This window comes from Flavihumibacter profundi, from assembly GCF_020076305.1.
Lineage (GTDB): Bacteria > Bacteroidota > Bacteroidia > Chitinophagales > Chitinophagaceae > Flavihumibacter > Flavihumibacter profundi.
On sequence record NZ_JAIQXE010000004.1, the window covers coordinates 67,026 to 83,834 of the forward strand.

The following is a 16,809-nucleotide window of genomic DNA, read 5'->3' on the forward strand; positions in this document are numbered from 1 at the left end:
TATAGCATACAATCAAAAAGAATTAAATTACCCGCCAAATAGCCGTTTTGAAAAAATTCAGTATTCTAATCCCCTGTTACAACGAAGAAAAATTAATTGCCAGGGTATTGGATAATATTATTGCAGTAAAGCTTGATCATGATCTTGAAAAAGAGATTATCGTTGTTGACGACGGCTCGACAGATGGCACCCAAATTGCCATAACTGCTTACCTGGAAAAAAATCCGGGAGCACCAGTTACCTCAATACGACACGCCAAAAATGCAGGTAAGGGCGCGGCTGTGCAAACCGCCCTTGCTGCAGCTTCAGGTGAAATTGTGATTATCCAGGATTCAGACCTTGAATATTCCCCGAAAGATTATAATAAACTTCTTCAGCCTGTTATTGACGGCCATGCAGATGTTGTATATGGATCAAGGTTTATAGGTGCAGGCCCCCACAGGGTTTTGTTTTTTTTCCATACAATAGGTAATAAGTTCCTCACCTTCCTGTCTAACCTGTTTTCGCAACTGAACCTTACTGATATGGAAACCGGTTATAAACTCTTCCGTGCTGATATGCTAAAACAAATCAGCTTAAAGGAAAAAGGATTCGGATTTGAACCGGAGGTAACAGCAAAAATCAGCCGTATAAAACAAATCAGGATCTACGAAGTGGGCATTGCTTACTATGGCCGCACTTATGACGAAGGCAAGAAAATTAAATGGACTGATGGTGTGTATACTATCTACTGTATTTTCAAGTATAATATATTCCCGAAATGATTATGCCCGATAAAATCATTTCCCAGAATGACCCGGTTGGCGCCAGCACGCTGATGGTCATTGCTTCGGCAAAAAAATTCAACCGATGGATGTATGCAGTCATCAAGCCTTATATTACCGGCCGCGTTCTGGAAATTGGCAGTGGTATCGGCAATATCTCTTCTTATTTACTGACCGATAATCAACAGGTTACCTTATCAGACCTTAACTCTGATTATTGTTCCCACCTGAAAACCCGTTTTGCGGATAACCCATCACTGGAAGATGTTCTTAGCCTTGACCTTGTTGCACCCGATTTTGCCACAAGCAACGCCCACCTGCTTGAAAAATTTAACACCATTGTATTATTGAATGTAATTGAACATATTGAAGACCACGAAAGGGCAATCCGTAATGCAGGAAGCCTGCTTGTGGCCAATGGGCGATTGATCCTGCTGGCCCCTGCCTATCCATTTTTATTTACCGCCATCGATGCCGGGCTCGGCCACTTCAGGAGGTATACCAAAAGTACCATGAGGTCTTTACTCCGGGAAAACGGGTTTAACATAAAGCATTGGCTATTTTTCAATTTTACCGGCATTGCCGGCTGGTTTGTCTTTGGCAAAATTTTAAGCAGGAAAGCTTTGGAATCCGGGGAAATGACCATCTACGAGGCACTGGTCCCCCTGAATAAAGCAATTGATCGGGTGACACATAAAATAGCCGGACTTTCCATCATCTTCATCGGTGAAAAGAAAGGGTAACATGATACAGATAATCATAGCAATTCTTTACATCAGTCTTATTTCCTGGGCATGGGGATCCCTTGCCCTTTCAGTAATAAATTCACTACTGCAGGAAAAATACACGAACAGTTTTCCCATTATCAGCCTGTTCGGCCTTTCCCTGATTGGTATCCTTGCACAGATTCTTTCCGTTTTCTTTGCCATGGGTGGCTGGCCAATACAAGTGTTTTTGGTCCTGCCACTGTTCATATTGTTTTTAAAAAACCACGATACTTTAACAAGCCTGAAAACGGTTCTTTTGACAACCTTCAGGGAACTGGATCTTATCGGAATTTTATTCCTTTTAAGCAGTATTATTTTTATCCTGGTTGTTGGTTCCTGGTTTATCATCCATCCCGACACGCTGGGTTACCATGCACCGATTATTGCCTGGAACCTTAAATATCCATTAGTACCGGGCATTGCCAATATTAACGGCAGGCTGGGACTCCAAAGCAGCTGGTTTATTTTATGTGCCCTGTTTCAATTTGATTTTACCGGAACAAGTGCCCTTACCTTTATTAATTCAACCGTACTAAGCTGGTTTGTATTATACTTGTCTGTATCGCTAAGCAGAATGATTAAGACGGGAAAAGCAACTGCACATTTACTACTGTGGCTTGCCCTTTGCCTTGCCAGTTTTGGCGTTAGCACAATGGTTTACCTGGCCGCTTCATCCGCCAATCCGGATTTCATAATTTGCATTTTCTTATGGACAAGTTTTTACCTGCTGCTAACAGGTGAACCCAACCCACCACCTGCCAGTAAAACTATAATGGCCCTTATTTTACTTGCATTTTCCGCATCACTGAAACTATCGGCCTTACCAGTTTTATTGTTAGTTCCGTTTTTCTATTTCCTGCTACCTGCAATGGCTGTGCGTAAAAGGATACTACTACTGGTAGTCATCCCGGTTCTGTCTATTTTACCTTTCCTGTTTCGCAATATCATTGTATCGGGATACCCTTTATTTCCATCCGGTTATTTCGATTTTTTTCACCCCGACTGGAAACTTAGCCAGTCCCTGGCCCATGAAATTGATGAATACATCACGGCCTATGCGCGGGTAGGAAATGTAACAATAGCGGACTATTCACCGGCAATGGGACTATCAGTTGGTGAATGGTTGCCTATCTGGTGGCAACAATATGCACTTGCAGAAAAACTTTTTATTATAGCGGCTTTGCTGGCAACACTGGTGAACCTGATTTTCTTAAAGAAACTGCTTTCACAAAAAAACAAACCTTTTATTTGGATAGTACTGGTTTGTTTTATCTGTTGTGTATTGCTCACTGTCAAAGCGCCTGCCCCAAGATTTTCACAGGCATTCCTGGTGCCGGTTATTTTATCGGCCATATATCTTGCATCTGAAAAATTCCCGCTTCTACAACTATCGGTGATGCTGGGTAAAATAGCCCTTGCAGCGATATTCCTGGTTATCATCAGTTATGATGGTTATCGCCTGCACCGGTATTTTGATACTAAGAATATCTGGCAACCGTACGGTGTACTGCCAACAAAGCTAACCACCTCCAAATGCCAGGGAATGACCATCTACCTTCCTGATGGTCCAAATGGTTGCGGGCTTTCAACTGTGCCCTGCGCCAATAACGATTGCATCACCTTTTATCCAAGGGGAATTTCTGTAAAGGAGGGATTTCGCCCAAAACCGCAATAGCTTAAAAATTATCGGTAATATTCTTTCCGCTAATAGCTCTCTGGATAGCCAGGTCCATCAGCCTTTCAGCATATGGTTTCGACAATTCATTCAACAATTCAATCTGGGCTTGTATCTGGTCTTTTGTGCCTGATTCAACGAGTGCAGAAAGCTTTTCAATAGCATCAGCAGTATTAGTCATTTCATCTGCCGTTAAATGTATCTTATTCTTTTCTACAAAAGTTGCAGTAGAATCAATTAATTGCCTGGCTTCCGTTTGTGCTTCAACCAATGCCCTTGTGGCGATATCTTCCTTTGCATGTAGGATCGAATCCATAAGCATGGTTTCCACTTCTTCATCGGTCAGCCCATATTGTGGCTTAACTTGAATAACCTGTTCCACTCCGCTTCGTAACTCTTTTGCTTTAACCACTAATATTCCGTCCGCATTGATCATAAAACTCAATTCCACTTTTGGCAACCCGGCAGGCATAGCCGGAATACCCGTGAGATCAAAAGAAGCAAGTTTGCGATTATCTTTTACAAGATCCCTTTCGCCCTGGTAAACGGCTATCTTAATACCGCTTTGTCCGTCTTTTTGTGTAGTATATTGTCGCGCAACCCGTGTGGGGATTTTTGAATTCCTGGGTATCAGCACATCCATTAAACCACCCATAGTTTCAACGCCGAGGGAAAGTGGTGTAATATCGAGGAGCAGGAAATCTTTATTGTTACCTGCCAGTATATCGGCCTGTACTGCTGCTCCCAGGGCTACAACTTCATCGGGATCCAATTCAGCATGTACGGGTTTACCAAAAAACCTGCTGACCTCCTGTTTTACCAGGTTAACCCTTGTTGATCCGCCAACCATAACTATTTCCTGGATACCTGCAACGCTAAATCCTGCGTCTTTCAATGCATTTTCACAGGCAACTAAAGTTTTTTTAACCAGCGGCTGAATCAGCTTTTCGAATTCAGCAGCAGTGATCTGTAATTGATAATCGTCAACATTACTAATGTAAACATCCTGCTTCCCAAGGTGTTTTTTCGCCTCTTCGGCTTTGAGGCGCAACTGTTGCATCAATTCTTTATTACTATTCAACTGTTCAGAAGATATATCATGCTCTTTCATCCAGTTCTGCACAATTTCCCTGTCGAAGTCATCACCGCCAAGGTAAGTATCGCCATTTGTGGAAAGCACTTCAAAAATACCATTGCTGATCCGAAGGATGGAAATATCAAATGTCCCACCCCCCAAATCATAAACTGCAATTACCTTTTCCTCATCGCCCTTAACACCTAACCCATAAGCAAGGCTTGCCGCTGTTGGTTCATTTATGATTCTAAGTACATCCAGGCCAGCCAGCTTTCCCGCATCGCGGGTTGCCTGCCGTTGCGCATCATTAAAATAGGCGGGTACAGTAATCACAGCTTTTGAAACTGGTGTTTTCAGGATATGCTCTGCACGCGATTTTAGTTCCCGCAAAATGAAAGCAGACAATTCAATAGGGGAATAGAATTTATCCCCAACCTGGATTTTTACCAGGCTGTCTGTATTGTCATCGATGACTTTGTAGGTAAAAAAAGAAGCATTGTTCCTGATATCATCGTATGATTTACCCATCAGGCGCTTTGCCGAAAAAATAGTATTTGCCGGGTCATTGACCAGGAATTTCCTGGCCTCGTCGCCTACGGTTACGTCACCATGTTCCCCAAAATGTATGATGGAGGGAACCAGGGAGGAACTATTGTGTTCTTTCAGTGCAACCGGTTTTTTGCTTTCAGGATGAATGATTGCTACAAGGCTGTTGGTAGTTCCAAGGTCAATGCCCACTATCATTTCTTCCTGCTGTAAACTGCCTGTTGCTATATTGATGCCGATCTTTGCCATTGAGTTTTTTTCATTTGTAACCGCCGCAAAGATAACAATTAGCGCATCAGGTACATTTTTCCATATCCACCGGTAAAATACTTGTCCGTATTGTCCCTTTCCGACTTGAATTTGTCCATTTTTTTACCATTCAGCATAGAAATCACCCGGTATAGGTATACCCCATTTCCAAGACGCTGTCCAAACTGGTCTGTTCCATCCCATTTAAACTCGGTAATATTCCGGCCAATATGCAGCGGCCCCAATTCATCGCCGGTTATTTCACGGACTACCTTACCTGTTACCGTCAGTATCTGTATTTTAATATTGTTTGGGATTTCACTACCGGTTATGGTAAATACAAAGGCTGTTGACGTGGTAAATGGATTCGGGTAATTCAGCAGGTTTGAGATCATTGGTTTGTTAATCACCAGGAAATTGATATTGTAATCAATTTTACCGGCAATATTATTGCTGGCATCCTTTCCGTTTACAGACAATTCATAATTATCAATTCCATCTTCCCTGTATGTCTTCAGGAAGGAAGGCCTGAAATCAATGGTAGCCGTGTTATCTGATGCATTCATTGCCGGAGTAAACCGTACGGTATCGTTATCATATCTGTATGATTTAACAGATCCATCGGGGAATTTCACCCTTACCCGCATCAAGGAAGTGTCTTTCAGTAAAAGGAATTTAGATTCATCTTTCAGCCTGATCTGGATCCAGGGCCTTGCGGACACAATATCGCCACTTAATATATGGGTACCATCAAAAGTAACGTCTAATACAGGGTTCGTTTTATCGTATCGTACATACAAGTTGCGGAACAGGAAATTGTTGAAATGGTATTGTTCCGGCTGATGGTTATCGGGATTGAATTCAACGTACAAAGTATTCAGTCCGGGATAATTTTTTGTGTCGATACTATACCTGAAAATAATGGTATCGCCGCTAATCAATGGTTTTAATAAGCCCTGTGGCAATACATGCGGAACGTTATTGTGATCGGTCAAAATCAATTTCATTTTCAGGCTGTCAAAAGCAACATGACTAACATTCTTGAAGGCGATGCCAAAATTCACTATTTCACCCAACTCGACGGTATCGCGGGTTGTAAAGAAGAGGTTTGGTGCAAGCGCCCCTTCAGGAACCGGATCATAAATAAGCCGCCAATAGTCGAGCTGGTAAGGAGTAAGTGTAATGGTATCCTTATTATCCATCCTGAGTTTCAGGTTTGGATAAACAGTTGCGTCAATGTCAGAAATATCGACCCTTTTTTCATTCATTGCAACATCCCTTAAAATTTTTTCTGTTCCGTCATTCATAACACCGATAATGGAAATATTCACAACATCATTCACGGGTTGGTCAAGGGAACGGCCAGCCCAGCGCATTTCATGCCACTGTTTAGCAGGGCCAAATACAGGTGATGTAATAGTTCCATTAGATTGTGGTGTTGTGCAGAACACACTAAAAGCTATTTTATCATAGGCATCTACAGTAAATTTGCTTACAGGAGTAAAACTGGTTGGAGAGTTTTTCCTGAAAATAAATGCCCATCCCCTTGGCCTGTTGGCACTATCAATATCTTTAAAACCCTGGTTGAATAACCGGTGATATAGCGAATTGTTGGATCCGAATACTGCCGTATCTGCACGCCAAACATCAGGGTAGGTATTGCCTGCCGGATCGGGATTGCCATTGTTCCTTACCACCACATAAGACCCGTCGGGAATGATGTCCAGAAAGTCCATTGCTTTTTTGCGCCAATCCCTGGTGTTAATCGGGTATTCAAAATTACTTTCCCGGCCTCCGCCGCAAACAGACCGGTAACTGCCATACAATCCGGTTGGTCCCGAAAAATCATTCGGCCACAATTTGAAAGTGTTTTTATCGAGCACATGGAAAATGAGTTCATCATAAAGGCAACCAGCTCCAGTTGGACCTTCATCATTAGGATTGATGGTAAAATCGGCCTGTTCACCTGATGCCGTCGGATAGGTAGCCTGCCGGATAAAGAGGTCATTCTGTTTATTAGTGAATTCCCAAACCCTGGAAGAAGAATCGATGAACACATGGTTTGTAACAGAATTTTTATGTTGATAAAAATGCGACTGGTTAAACCCTTCCTGTTTTATATTCCTGAAAAGAAAAGATGCCTTACCCCACACATATGGCGAATCCGGATTTGGCACCATAGCAGTGCGCCAATAATACACAGTGCTATCCACAAAACTCATTTGCGGAGTAAATTCAAGTACACCACCTACAGAAGATAAATTTACTGCCTTTTTAAGTGACGAATTAAATAAGGCAGTAGTGTCAATTTCTAAAACATATTGTTTTGTTTTATTAAATGGATCAGCTGTTGATGCAAAAAACTTTTGTGCCGGATCGGATACGATCGCATAGTTATAAGGGAAAATAGGTGTAGCCCCATCCTGATATATGTAACAGGATTTTATTACTGAATTATTATTTTCATCGGTTTCATCTATCTGTCCAACACCATCCAGCACAATACTTATTTTATTTAGCCCTTTATCAGTTGTAGCAACAATGGGCAGTACGAAAGACAGGGAATCAACGTATTTGAACGGGGGGCGTTTCTGGCTGAATATAGTGACTATTGTACCATCCGGACGAGTCCTTTTCACATCAACCTGAACGGAATCGTTGGTAGATTTGCCCATATTATAATACCGAAATTTTACCAGGAAATTCTGGTCAGCCACTGAAATAAAAGAGGGGTCCACAAGCACAAGGGGTTCTTCAATAATATAGTCTGGCTTTTGCTGAAAATTCATTACTAGTGCAGGGTCGCCATGCAGGTTTATCTGTTCGGCATGGGTCCTTGCAAGGAAATCAAACTGGCCGTAATTATTAAGCATTTCCGCCAAAGCATCTTCAGTTAATTTAGCAATTGAAGCACCATAATCGGTTTTTCCCATTTTAGTGTAGAATGCACGCAGGTAAACATCCAGGTAGGAAGTAATTCCAAAATGGGTACTGGCAATAAATGCAATGCTTCCCCTTTGCCTGGTAAGTGTAAATTTTTCAGACAAGGTTTGTAATTCGTTAAAGCGTTGCAGGTTATACCTGAACAAATCACCAGCGTAACAACCATTTACTGAAAACACCGGGTACTTCCCATGGTTATTATAGGTTTCCGGATTTTCAATACTGAATTCCAGGGTAGTGGCACTGGAGTGACCAAAATAGGTGAGCATACTCATGCCATCTTCAAATTTGGAACGGATTAGCTGTGCGCTGGATTGATCGCCACCAGGATCAGAAATCGACTTGCAGATCTCTGTAACATTTGCCCCTACCAAAGTATCTTCTGCAAGGATTTTGTAGGTCGACATATAGTTACAAAGCTGGGTTCCCAAAAGTGCATTTGTGGCGCCTGTTACTTCCAGGATATTTTTCATCCAAAGCCTGCCGGCAGTTGTATTGGGGGCAGATTGCTGAACCTGTTCATATTCCTTCACTTTTTCGAGGTAGTCTTCTACTTCAGTGGCACTTACTGCGGAAAGGCGACCAATCTCCGTAACCGCTACTGCACTTGTTGAGGATACCGAAGCCAGCATATTGTCAGAACCTGGATAACCAAAAGTAGGCACCAGGTTCAATTCATCTAAACGGGGCTGTTCTTCATAAGTAGGAATATCCCAGTTGGTGACATACTTATATTCCGAATAGTTTACGCCCTTCCCTATTAAAAAGACTTTGGATACAGGCTGTGAAAAGGAAGCCCTTGCAAAACGGATGAAATTTTTCACTGCAAGGGGATGTCCCTTGATACCAAATGCGAACTGGTCGGTAAGCTCATTAATATCGTACACCTTACTATTGTAAGAACCACCGGCGGTTGAGCTCCTATACAAGCGATAGGCTTCAACGGGATTAGCACCGCCACTGCCATTATACAATTTCGGATTGGAAATAATCAGGTAATTCCCCTGGACAGCATTGTTGGCATAATTTGTAAAAGTCCGCGGGGTTAATGAATTCACTTGGGCAACAAATCCTGCCTGCGGGTTAACCAACACCATTTTCCGCTGAGTTGCTGAACCTTTTAAAACAAATCGAAGTACTCCGGCAAGGGCTATGTTGGCTACATATCTTTCCCTTGTTTCCAGATCATATAAAACAGGGGTGGATCCGGCCGAATTGAAATTTTTTATTTCGAGGTAATATCCTTGTGTGCGGGCTTCCAGTTCAAAATAAAACTGGCTGGAATTATTGAAATCAAACTCACGGGGGTAGATCAAATCATAATAAGACAACACGAAATGGTCGGTATAGTTCTCAGTGGGTGTAGGTGGGGGTTGCACATTCGTAAATGAAACAGTAACAGTACCTGAAGCCAAACTTGCTGAAGGAAAACTGACTGTAGAAACCAGGTCGTCAAAATAGTTCATGGCAGTATCCTGCAAAACAGTTCCGTTAAGTGATAATTTTATCCTTCTTGGCTTTACTGTTTTTCCAAATGCACCAAAATTAATAATTGCATTAGGACCACCTGTTACCGCTTTCAGGTTATTAAGAGTTTCCGAACGCGTTTCTCTTTCATTGATATCCCAGCTGCTCCAAAATTCTCCCTTATCATAGGAAGAGGAATACACATATTCATCGAGGTCAGCTGCAAAGCCAGGATTTTGCTGTTCCTTAAACCGATTACCCGTTTTGTACAGGAAATAGGGTTCAACCGGTATTGTATTCCCATTCACGTCATTAACAACATCAGCATATCGTTTATTGGGCGAAGTAGCTTCAACCGTTAAAAAATAGATTGCTGTATCAGAATGCAGGTTATAGTTAGTTACGTGCTGGTATTCCGGCCTGCGGTACAAAGGCCGGTCTGGTTCACCGTCATTGGCCCTGCCCCAAAATTCAAGATAACCTCCTGCTGGCAGCATACCACTCGACACTGAAGTATAAAGAGGTACTTCCACCCCATTGCGATATAACCTGAATTGTTCAACCGGTGTTGAACCCAGGCCATTTTGTTGCAGGAGAGCTTGCCCAATCTGGTATAAGCTATCCTTTCCTACCTTAAATTTAAAATAGGTGTTATTATAATTGATCCATTCATTATTGAAAGGTTGTGAAATAGCCTCAACACTAAAGGCCATAAACGCCAGCAGCAAAAAAGTTAATCTCCTGATTTTCATTCTAGGGTTGTTTCTCATACACTCAACTGCTTACTTTTTTTTATTTTTTTTCACCAGGTCCAGCTTAATAGAAAATACATGCGTATATAATGGGTTTGATTGGTTAGCCAGGTTGGTGAAAGCATAATCTATGGATACATTCTGCAATTTAAAACCTGCACCGATAGCAGGCTGGTAAATCCAGACCTTCTTTTTATAGGTGCTGTCTGCGTCTTCCAGTACCTTTTGGAAATTATTAATACCCGCCCTTACGAAAAATACATTTTTCACTGAAGCTTCCAACCCGATTTTTGGATCGATGCTCACAGCAGAGGAACTGACCACGGTATTCCTTCGACCATCGAAAGTAAAGTCGAGGTTAGCCTCGGCCAGCAGGTTCACCGATTTACTCAGCCTGAAATTATAGGAAGCACCGCCTATCAGTTTTGGAGCTGTTAACTCAGTTGATTTTACAGGGATATCATTCTGCGTTACATAAAAAACTTCACGCATTTTATCGTTGATACTGTAAGACCAGGCATTAAAAGTGGTGGTAACATCACGGGCAACTACACCTAGTTGCAAACGCTTATTGATGTATTGTACCCCCGCATCAAAACCGAATCCCCAGGCAGTGGCAAAATCGCCGGCCTTACGGTGGATCACTTTAGCATTAAATCCGAGGTTCAGCTTTTTTCCCTCGCCTTTCATTTTAAGTTGCTGGGCATAGGAAAAGAGAAAGGCGTAATCTGCGGAAGAAAAAGTAGTGATATTATCAAAATTGATACTCCCATCAGGTTGCACCAGGAAAACCGTATTGGGGATATCATCCACGGCAAAACGCAGCATGGAGAGGCCAATCGTTCTTTTACCGTCTTTCAGTGGAATAGCGACATTGGCGTAATCGTATTTCCCGATCCCCGCGAAATACTCTGCGTGCATAAAGCCAACCTGCGGCTGGTCCTTAACCTGCACCAGGGCTGCCGGGTTCCAGTAGCCTGCAGTTCCATCCGCTACTGAAGCCACCTGGGCAGAACCCATGGCCAATCCCCTCGACCCGGCACCAATATTTAAAAATTCATTGGAATATTTTCGGAATTGGGCCATCAGTAAAGACGGAAAAAGGAAAAAAAGAAAGATCAGCCACTTGATCATGCTATTCATTGCGTCAACTTTCAGGATAAGCAAAATGATGGTAATGAACACTAACGCTTGGCGCTGCCCTATATTGCACGCTACGAGTGCGCGTTTATTGCCTTAGTTTTGCTGCAAATTGCAGCGTTTTTATGAATTTAATTGAAGAATTACGTTGGAGGGGCATGTTACAGGATATTATGCCCGGAACAGAAGAACAGCTAAAAAAGGAAATGACCTCGGCTTATATCGGTTTTGACCCTACGGCAGACAGTCTGCATATAGGAAGCCTCGTACCAATTCTACTTCTTGTACATCTCCAGAAAGCCGGCCATAAGCCATTCGCCCTGGTTGGCGGCGCTACCGGAATGGTTGGAGACCCCAGTTTTAAGTCCGAGGAGAGAAAAATGCTCGATGAAGCTACATTACAGCACAATCTAAAGGGAATCAGTGCCCAATTGAGCAGGTTCCTCAATTTTGATCCCACCCTGCCCAATGCTGCAGAAATGGTCAATAATTATGACTGGTTCAGGAATATCAGTTTCCTTGATTTTATCCGCGATACCGGCAAACATATAACAGTAAATTATATGATGTCTAAGGATAGTGTACGGAAAAGGATCGAGGGAGATAGTGGCATCAGCTTTACCGAATTTACTTACCAACTGATCCAGGGATATGATTTTTACTGGTTATATACCCATAAGAACTGCAAGTTGCAAATGGGCGGTAGTGACCAGTGGGGTAATATTACCACCGGCACTGAATTGATCCGACGGATGGCTGGCGGTGAAGCTTTTGCCTTTACCTGCCCGTTGCTGACCAAAGCAGATGGTGGAAAATTCGGGAAAACAGAAAAAGGAAATGTCTGGCTTGATCCGTCTAAAACCTCGCCTTACCAGTTTTACCAGTTTTGGTTGAATGCTACAGATGAAGATGCGGTAAAATGGATCAGGATATTTACTTTTCTATCGAAGGACGAAATAGAGGCACTGGCTACAGAACACCAGGCGGCCCCACATACCAGGACCCTCCAGAAAAAACTGGCCGGGGAAATTACCAGCCTGGTCCATGGCCGGGAGGAGTATGAATTTGCGGTTAAAGCCTCAGAAATATTATTTGGCAACGCAACAACTGAACTGCTGCAAAGCCTTTCCGAACCACAGTTATTACAAGCCCTTGATGGAGTTCCTACCCACCATTATCCCCGGCAAACTTTTGAAGAGGGGACCGATATTGTCAGCTTCCTCGCTGAAACAGGTATTTTTCCCAGCAAAGGTGAAGCGCGCAAAATGGTGCAAAGCGGAGGGATAAGCCTGAACAAGACCAAAGTGGAAGCTATTGATGCCAAGGTAAGCGCTACACCTCTTTTAAAGGATCGCTACCTGCTGGTACAAAAAGGGAAGAAACATTATTTCCTGGTAAAAGTGGAATGATTTAAACCATTCTAATTTCGGCCTAGAATTTTTTAACGGTAAAATCTTTAATTCCTTCCACCAGGATATCGAGCTGTTGGGGAGTGGTATATACATGGGGTGTTATCCTGACACCTTTAATGTTTTCCCACTCAATACCAACCGTATGTATCTTATATTTATTAAAAAGGTGGTTCTCCAGGTCGGCCGGTTTTTTGTCCTTTACTGATACTAACCCTATAGCGCAACCGAATCCTTTTTTCATGGAAGTTCCCAGTGTAACGCCTGGAATATCTTTCACCTGGTTCATCCAGTAATTTTTAAGGTAAAGCAGCCTTTGCTCTTTTCTTTCTGCTCCGATCATCTGGTGGAATTCGATGGCTTTCCCTGTAGCCTGTTCAATAAAAAATGGTCTTGTCCCAAGGCTTTCGAATTTCCGGATATCGGCACTGTGAGCATCTCCTGAAGCAAAGAAGGGAAAAATGGGCGCAATCTTTTCCTTTTTAACATACAGCAAACCGCTGCCGATGCAGGCGCTTAGCCACTTGTGCAGGCTGGTTCCAAAATAATCGGCACCTAATTCGGGAATAGTAAATTTGAAATGGGCAAAACTATGGGCGCCATCTACCAGCACATCAATACCGCGGGCATGGGCTGCATCGGCTATAGCCCTGACCGGCAAAATCTGGCCATTCCAGTTTATGATATGGGTAATGTGTACAACCTTGGTTTTGTCGGTAAAGGCTTTGGTATACTGGCCTACCAGGTAACTGTTATCTTCAGAAGGGAGTTCAAGGTTAATCCAAACAAGCTTTATACCATCGCGCAGCTCCCGCTGTTTCCAGGCATTGATCATATTCGGGTAATCCTGTTTACTCAGAACCACTTCATCACCCGCTTTTAAAGGCAGTCCAAATATGACCGTTTCAAGCGCTTCAGATGCATTTCTCTGGATAGCGATCTCTTCAGTATCGCATCCTGCCACCTGGGCAAGGTTACGGCGCAGGGGTTCGCGTCCCTGGTCCAAAATCCGCCACATATAATAACTCGGTCCCTCATTACAGAGGTCAAGGTACTTTTTCATGGCTTCCTGCACAACCCTTGGAGAGGGGCTGACGCCACCATTATTAAGGTTGATCAATGACGGAGAAACAGTATATGATTGCTGTACCGCATACCAGAAATCTTCTTCACCGGCCAGTTCATCAGCTGAAAATAGTTGAAAGCGATCCAGGTTTCTTTCCAGTTCGCGGCTCCAGACAGGGGTTGTAACAGCGGCCAACAGGGAACCCAGGCCCAATTTACCCATACCAGTTAAAAACTTTCTTCTTCCTGATGTTGACATGGTGCAGATTTTTGTTAAAACTAATATCTATTACTGACATGAACTATACTGTTGTTTTTTTCAGAAATTTTTGGCAGTAATGGCCCTGCCCATTATTTTTGCACTCCCAATTGGGAAGGATTGGCCTATAGTATAATGGTAGTACGACAGATTTTGGTTCTGTTTGTCTAGGTTCGAATCCTGGTAGGCCAACAAAAAAGCCGTAACTGATAAAAGTTGCGGCTTTTTCTTTTAGTATGAATATCGAAAGCTTTCAGCAATTTTGCCTTTCCCTGCCTGAAGTGACGGAAGAATTTCCTTTTGGTGAAGACACCCTTGTTTTTAAAGTAAGGGGCAAGATGTTTGCACTGACCAACCTGGAACTTTTTGAAAGTATCAACCTGAAATGTAATCCGGATGAAGCGGTGGAATTAAGGGAGAGATACCCGTCCGTAACACCCGGGTATCATATGAATAAGAAGCACTGGAATACCATCATAATTGATAACACAATCAGTGATACCATGCTCTATAAATGGATACGGGATTCCTACGATCTTGTATTGGCAGGGATGCCTAAACGAAAATAAAAGAAATCATCAGTGTATTTCCGCAAAGACCGCAGAAAGCCATTCATTGTATAAACCGGCTTCTTCTTTTATGGCTGTTGCACAGATTTCCTTCCAATCCGGTGATAACTTTTGCAGTTGCTTTTCCATTGAAGCAAGGTGCTGTTGCTCTTCGGCAATAATATTATTTACACTGATGGTGCTGTTGTATTTTTTCAATGCAGCCTGGTATAAAGGGTATAATTCATCAGCCCTGACTTCAATTGCATAAGTTACCAGCAGGTATGCCGCATATTTCAAATCATGCCCACTGAACCCAAAGCGTTGTTTCAGGTACCTGCAAATCCGCGTATCGAGCAAATGAAGATACCTTGAACTGATTACCGGTGCCATAATAAAGGGGGCCTCATAAGTCGGACAAAGGTCTTTACCCAGCTTTTTCAATTGCTTTTTGAGAAACCAGGCATGCCGGGCTTCTTCAGCCGCATGCTTCAGGATATCTTCCGGCACAAAAACTGGATGTTCACATTGCTTGATCTTCCGGGCCCCTGCATTTTCAAGCATCGAAAGGGTATTCAACCAACGGGCATGAAGTGATGGCTTTTGTAATATGGTTTCCAGGCTTTGATTCAATTGGTCATTCATGACTGGCATGTATTGCATTTTTGCTATTCAAACTATTTACTGCTATCCAAAATAAATTCATCCAGCCAGGTATTGTTGCAGTTGAAGGATACAGTGTTGCAGGCTATCTTTCCAGGGGAGAACAGGCAGTGAGAATGTTTCCCTGATCTTATGGGTATTCAATACACTGTAAGCCGGTCGCCGCGCTGGTGTGGGGTATGCGGTGGTTGGAATGGGATGAACCACACAGGGACTGTGTACCAGATCGCGTATGGCTACCGCAAAATCATACCAACTTATAATTCCCTTATTCGTATAATGATAAATTCCCCCAAATTCCCGCGAATGCGGTTGTAATTCCAGGAAAACAATAATATCCAATATTGCTTTTGCCAGGTCGGCTGCGTAAGTTGGGCATCCAAACTGGTCACTCACCACATTCAGTTCTTTTCGTTCACCCATTAAACGGATCATTGTCTTCACGAAATTATTACCAAAGGCAGAATAGACCCAGGATGTCCTGATAATAATTGAATCAGGGGCCAAAGACAAGGCCTGCTCTTCTCCTCTTAATTTAGACAAGCCATAGGCACCAAGGGGTTTTACAGGAGCATCTTCAGTAATTGGCACATTTGCTGAACCATCAAAAACATAATCTGTAGAAATATGCAGGAGCCGGCAATTGTGCCTTGTTGCTGCGCCTGCCAGGAAACCAACGGCTGTGCCGTTCACAAGCATTGCTTTTTCTGGCTCGGATTCAGCTTTGTCAACTGCCGTATAAGCTGCGCAATTAATACAATAATCAGGTTGGTAAGTGGCAAAATATTGTTCAACAGCAGCAGCATCTTCTATGGGCAATTCCCTACTGTCAGTAAAATGGAACTTAAAACGGGTATACAATGCAGACAATTGCTGCAACTCACTGCCCAACTGGCCACCAGCCCCGGTTACAAGGATTTTTTTCATTTGGCTAAAAACTAAATGAATGTTGTTCTTCAGCAAACAGCGGATAATGCCTGTCTTTGTCTGAAAGCACCATTTTATCTGCAGGGACCTTCCAGTCAATGTTCAGTGCCGGATCATTAAACAATATGCCCCCTTCACTCTCCTTATGGTAGAAAATATCACATTTATATAAGACTTCTGCAGTTTCACTTAATACTGAATATCCATGGGCAAATCCTTTTGGAACCAGTAATTGCAATTTATTTGTTGCCGACAATTCAATAGTATAAACCCGTCCATAGGTTGGCGAACCCTTTCTGCAATCCACCACCACATCAAGAATAACCCCTTCCAGGGTCCTGATCAATTTCGTTTGTGCATAAGGGTCATTCTGGAAATGCAATCCCCTGACTACTCCGTAGCCAGACCTGGCCTGGTTATCCTGTACAAAAACATAATCGATGCCATGCGATTTGAAAAAAGCAGCATTATATGATTCAAAAAAATACCCCCGGTCATCGCCAAATACCCGCGGTTCATAAATTAATAATCCCGGAAAACCGGTTTCAGTAAACGCCATA

12 protein-coding genes and 1 tRNA gene are annotated in these 16,809 nt (G+C 42.8%); 6 read left to right on the forward strand and 7 right to left on the reverse strand.

All coding sequences use genetic code 11. The features are described 5' to 3' along the window. The first annotated feature begins 47 nt into the window (after positions 1-47). The 3 genes from LAQ65_RS18645 to LAQ65_RS18655 are packed head-to-tail and all read left to right on the forward strand — an operon-like array spanning position 48 to position 3,206. A complete protein-coding gene (locus LAQ65_RS18645; RefSeq protein WP_224118524.1) occupies positions 48-764 on the forward strand; it encodes a glycosyltransferase family 2 protein in 717 nt (238 codons plus the stop codon). Continuing rightward, positions 761-1,507 carry a class I SAM-dependent methyltransferase gene (locus tag LAQ65_RS18650; RefSeq protein WP_224118525.1) on the forward strand — a complete coding sequence of 249 codons (747 nt, stop codon included), beginning with the start codon at positions 761-763 and terminating at the stop codon, positions 1,505-1,507. Before LAQ65_RS18645 ends, LAQ65_RS18650 begins: the two co-directional genes overlap by 4 nt. A gap of 1 nt (position 1,508) precedes the next feature. Beyond that, positions 1,509-3,206 (forward strand): LIC_10190 family membrane protein, encoded by a 1,698-nt coding sequence (locus LAQ65_RS18655; RefSeq protein WP_224118526.1) that lies wholly within the window; start codon positions 1,509-1,511, stop codon positions 3,204-3,206. Between the two features lies 1 nt (position 3,207). On the opposite strand, the gene hscA is transcribed toward LAQ65_RS18655, so the two are convergent. The 3 genes from hscA to LAQ65_RS18670 are packed head-to-tail and all read right to left on the reverse strand — an operon-like array spanning position 3,208 to position 11,372. Further along, on the reverse strand, positions 3,208-5,076 hold the full coding sequence (gene hscA / locus LAQ65_RS18660) for a Fe-S protein assembly chaperone HscA (protein WP_224118527.1): 1,869 nt from the start codon (positions 5,074-5,076) through the stop codon (positions 3,208-3,210). Positions 5,077-5,114: 38 nt separating this feature from the next. Next, positions 5,115-10,238, reverse strand: a complete 5,124-nt coding sequence (porU2, locus tag LAQ65_RS18665; RefSeq protein WP_224118528.1) for a putative type IX secretion system sortase PorU2 — start codon at positions 10,236-10,238, stop codon at positions 5,115-5,117. A gap of 30 nt (positions 10,239-10,268) precedes the next feature. Next, a complete protein-coding gene (locus LAQ65_RS18670) occupies positions 10,269-11,372 on the reverse strand; it encodes a putative type IX sorting system protein PorV2 (RefSeq protein ID WP_449536202.1) in 1,104 nt (367 codons plus the stop codon). Between the two features lie 131 nt (positions 11,373-11,503). Between LAQ65_RS18670 and tyrS the strand changes: the two genes are divergently transcribed. After that, positions 11,504-12,787 carry a tyrosine--tRNA ligase gene (gene tyrS / locus LAQ65_RS18675; RefSeq protein WP_224118530.1) on the forward strand — a complete coding sequence of 428 codons (1,284 nt, stop codon included), beginning with the start codon at positions 11,504-11,506 and terminating at the stop codon, positions 12,785-12,787. Positions 12,788-12,809: 22 nt separating this feature from the next. Here the strand turns inward: tyrS and LAQ65_RS18680 are convergent, their stop codons facing one another. Further along, positions 12,810-14,111 (reverse strand): aminotransferase class V-fold PLP-dependent enzyme, encoded by a 1,302-nt coding sequence (locus LAQ65_RS18680; RefSeq protein ID WP_224118531.1) that lies wholly within the window; start codon positions 14,109-14,111, stop codon positions 12,810-12,812. Between the two features lie 121 nt (positions 14,112-14,232). Here LAQ65_RS18680 and LAQ65_RS18685 point away from each other — a divergent pair. Next, a tRNA-Gln gene (locus tag LAQ65_RS18685) sits at positions 14,233-14,303 on the forward strand. Between the two features lie 44 nt (positions 14,304-14,347). Further along, positions 14,348-14,680 (forward strand): MmcQ/YjbR family DNA-binding protein, encoded by a 333-nt coding sequence (locus tag LAQ65_RS18690; RefSeq protein WP_224118532.1) that lies wholly within the window; start codon positions 14,348-14,350, stop codon positions 14,678-14,680. A 9-nt stretch (positions 14,681-14,689) separates the two neighbouring features. Here LAQ65_RS18690 and LAQ65_RS18695 read toward each other — a convergent pair whose 3' ends face one another. The 3 genes from LAQ65_RS18695 to rfbC are packed head-to-tail and all read right to left on the reverse strand — an operon-like array spanning position 14,690 to position 16,808. Then, a complete protein-coding gene (locus LAQ65_RS18695; RefSeq protein ID WP_224118533.1) occupies positions 14,690-15,313 on the reverse strand; it encodes a hypothetical protein in 624 nt (207 codons plus the stop codon). 48 nt (positions 15,314-15,361) lie between these two features. Continuing rightward, positions 15,362-16,249, reverse strand: a complete 888-nt coding sequence (rfbD, locus tag LAQ65_RS18700) for a dTDP-4-dehydrorhamnose reductase (RefSeq protein ID WP_224118534.1) — start codon at positions 16,247-16,249, stop codon at positions 15,362-15,364. A 4-nt stretch (positions 16,250-16,253) separates the two neighbouring features. Beyond that, entirely contained in the window at positions 16,254-16,808 is a 555-nt protein-coding gene (gene rfbC / locus LAQ65_RS18705; protein ID WP_224118535.1) for a dTDP-4-dehydrorhamnose 3,5-epimerase, read from the reverse strand. Between the last annotated feature and the right edge of the window lies 1 nt (position 16,809).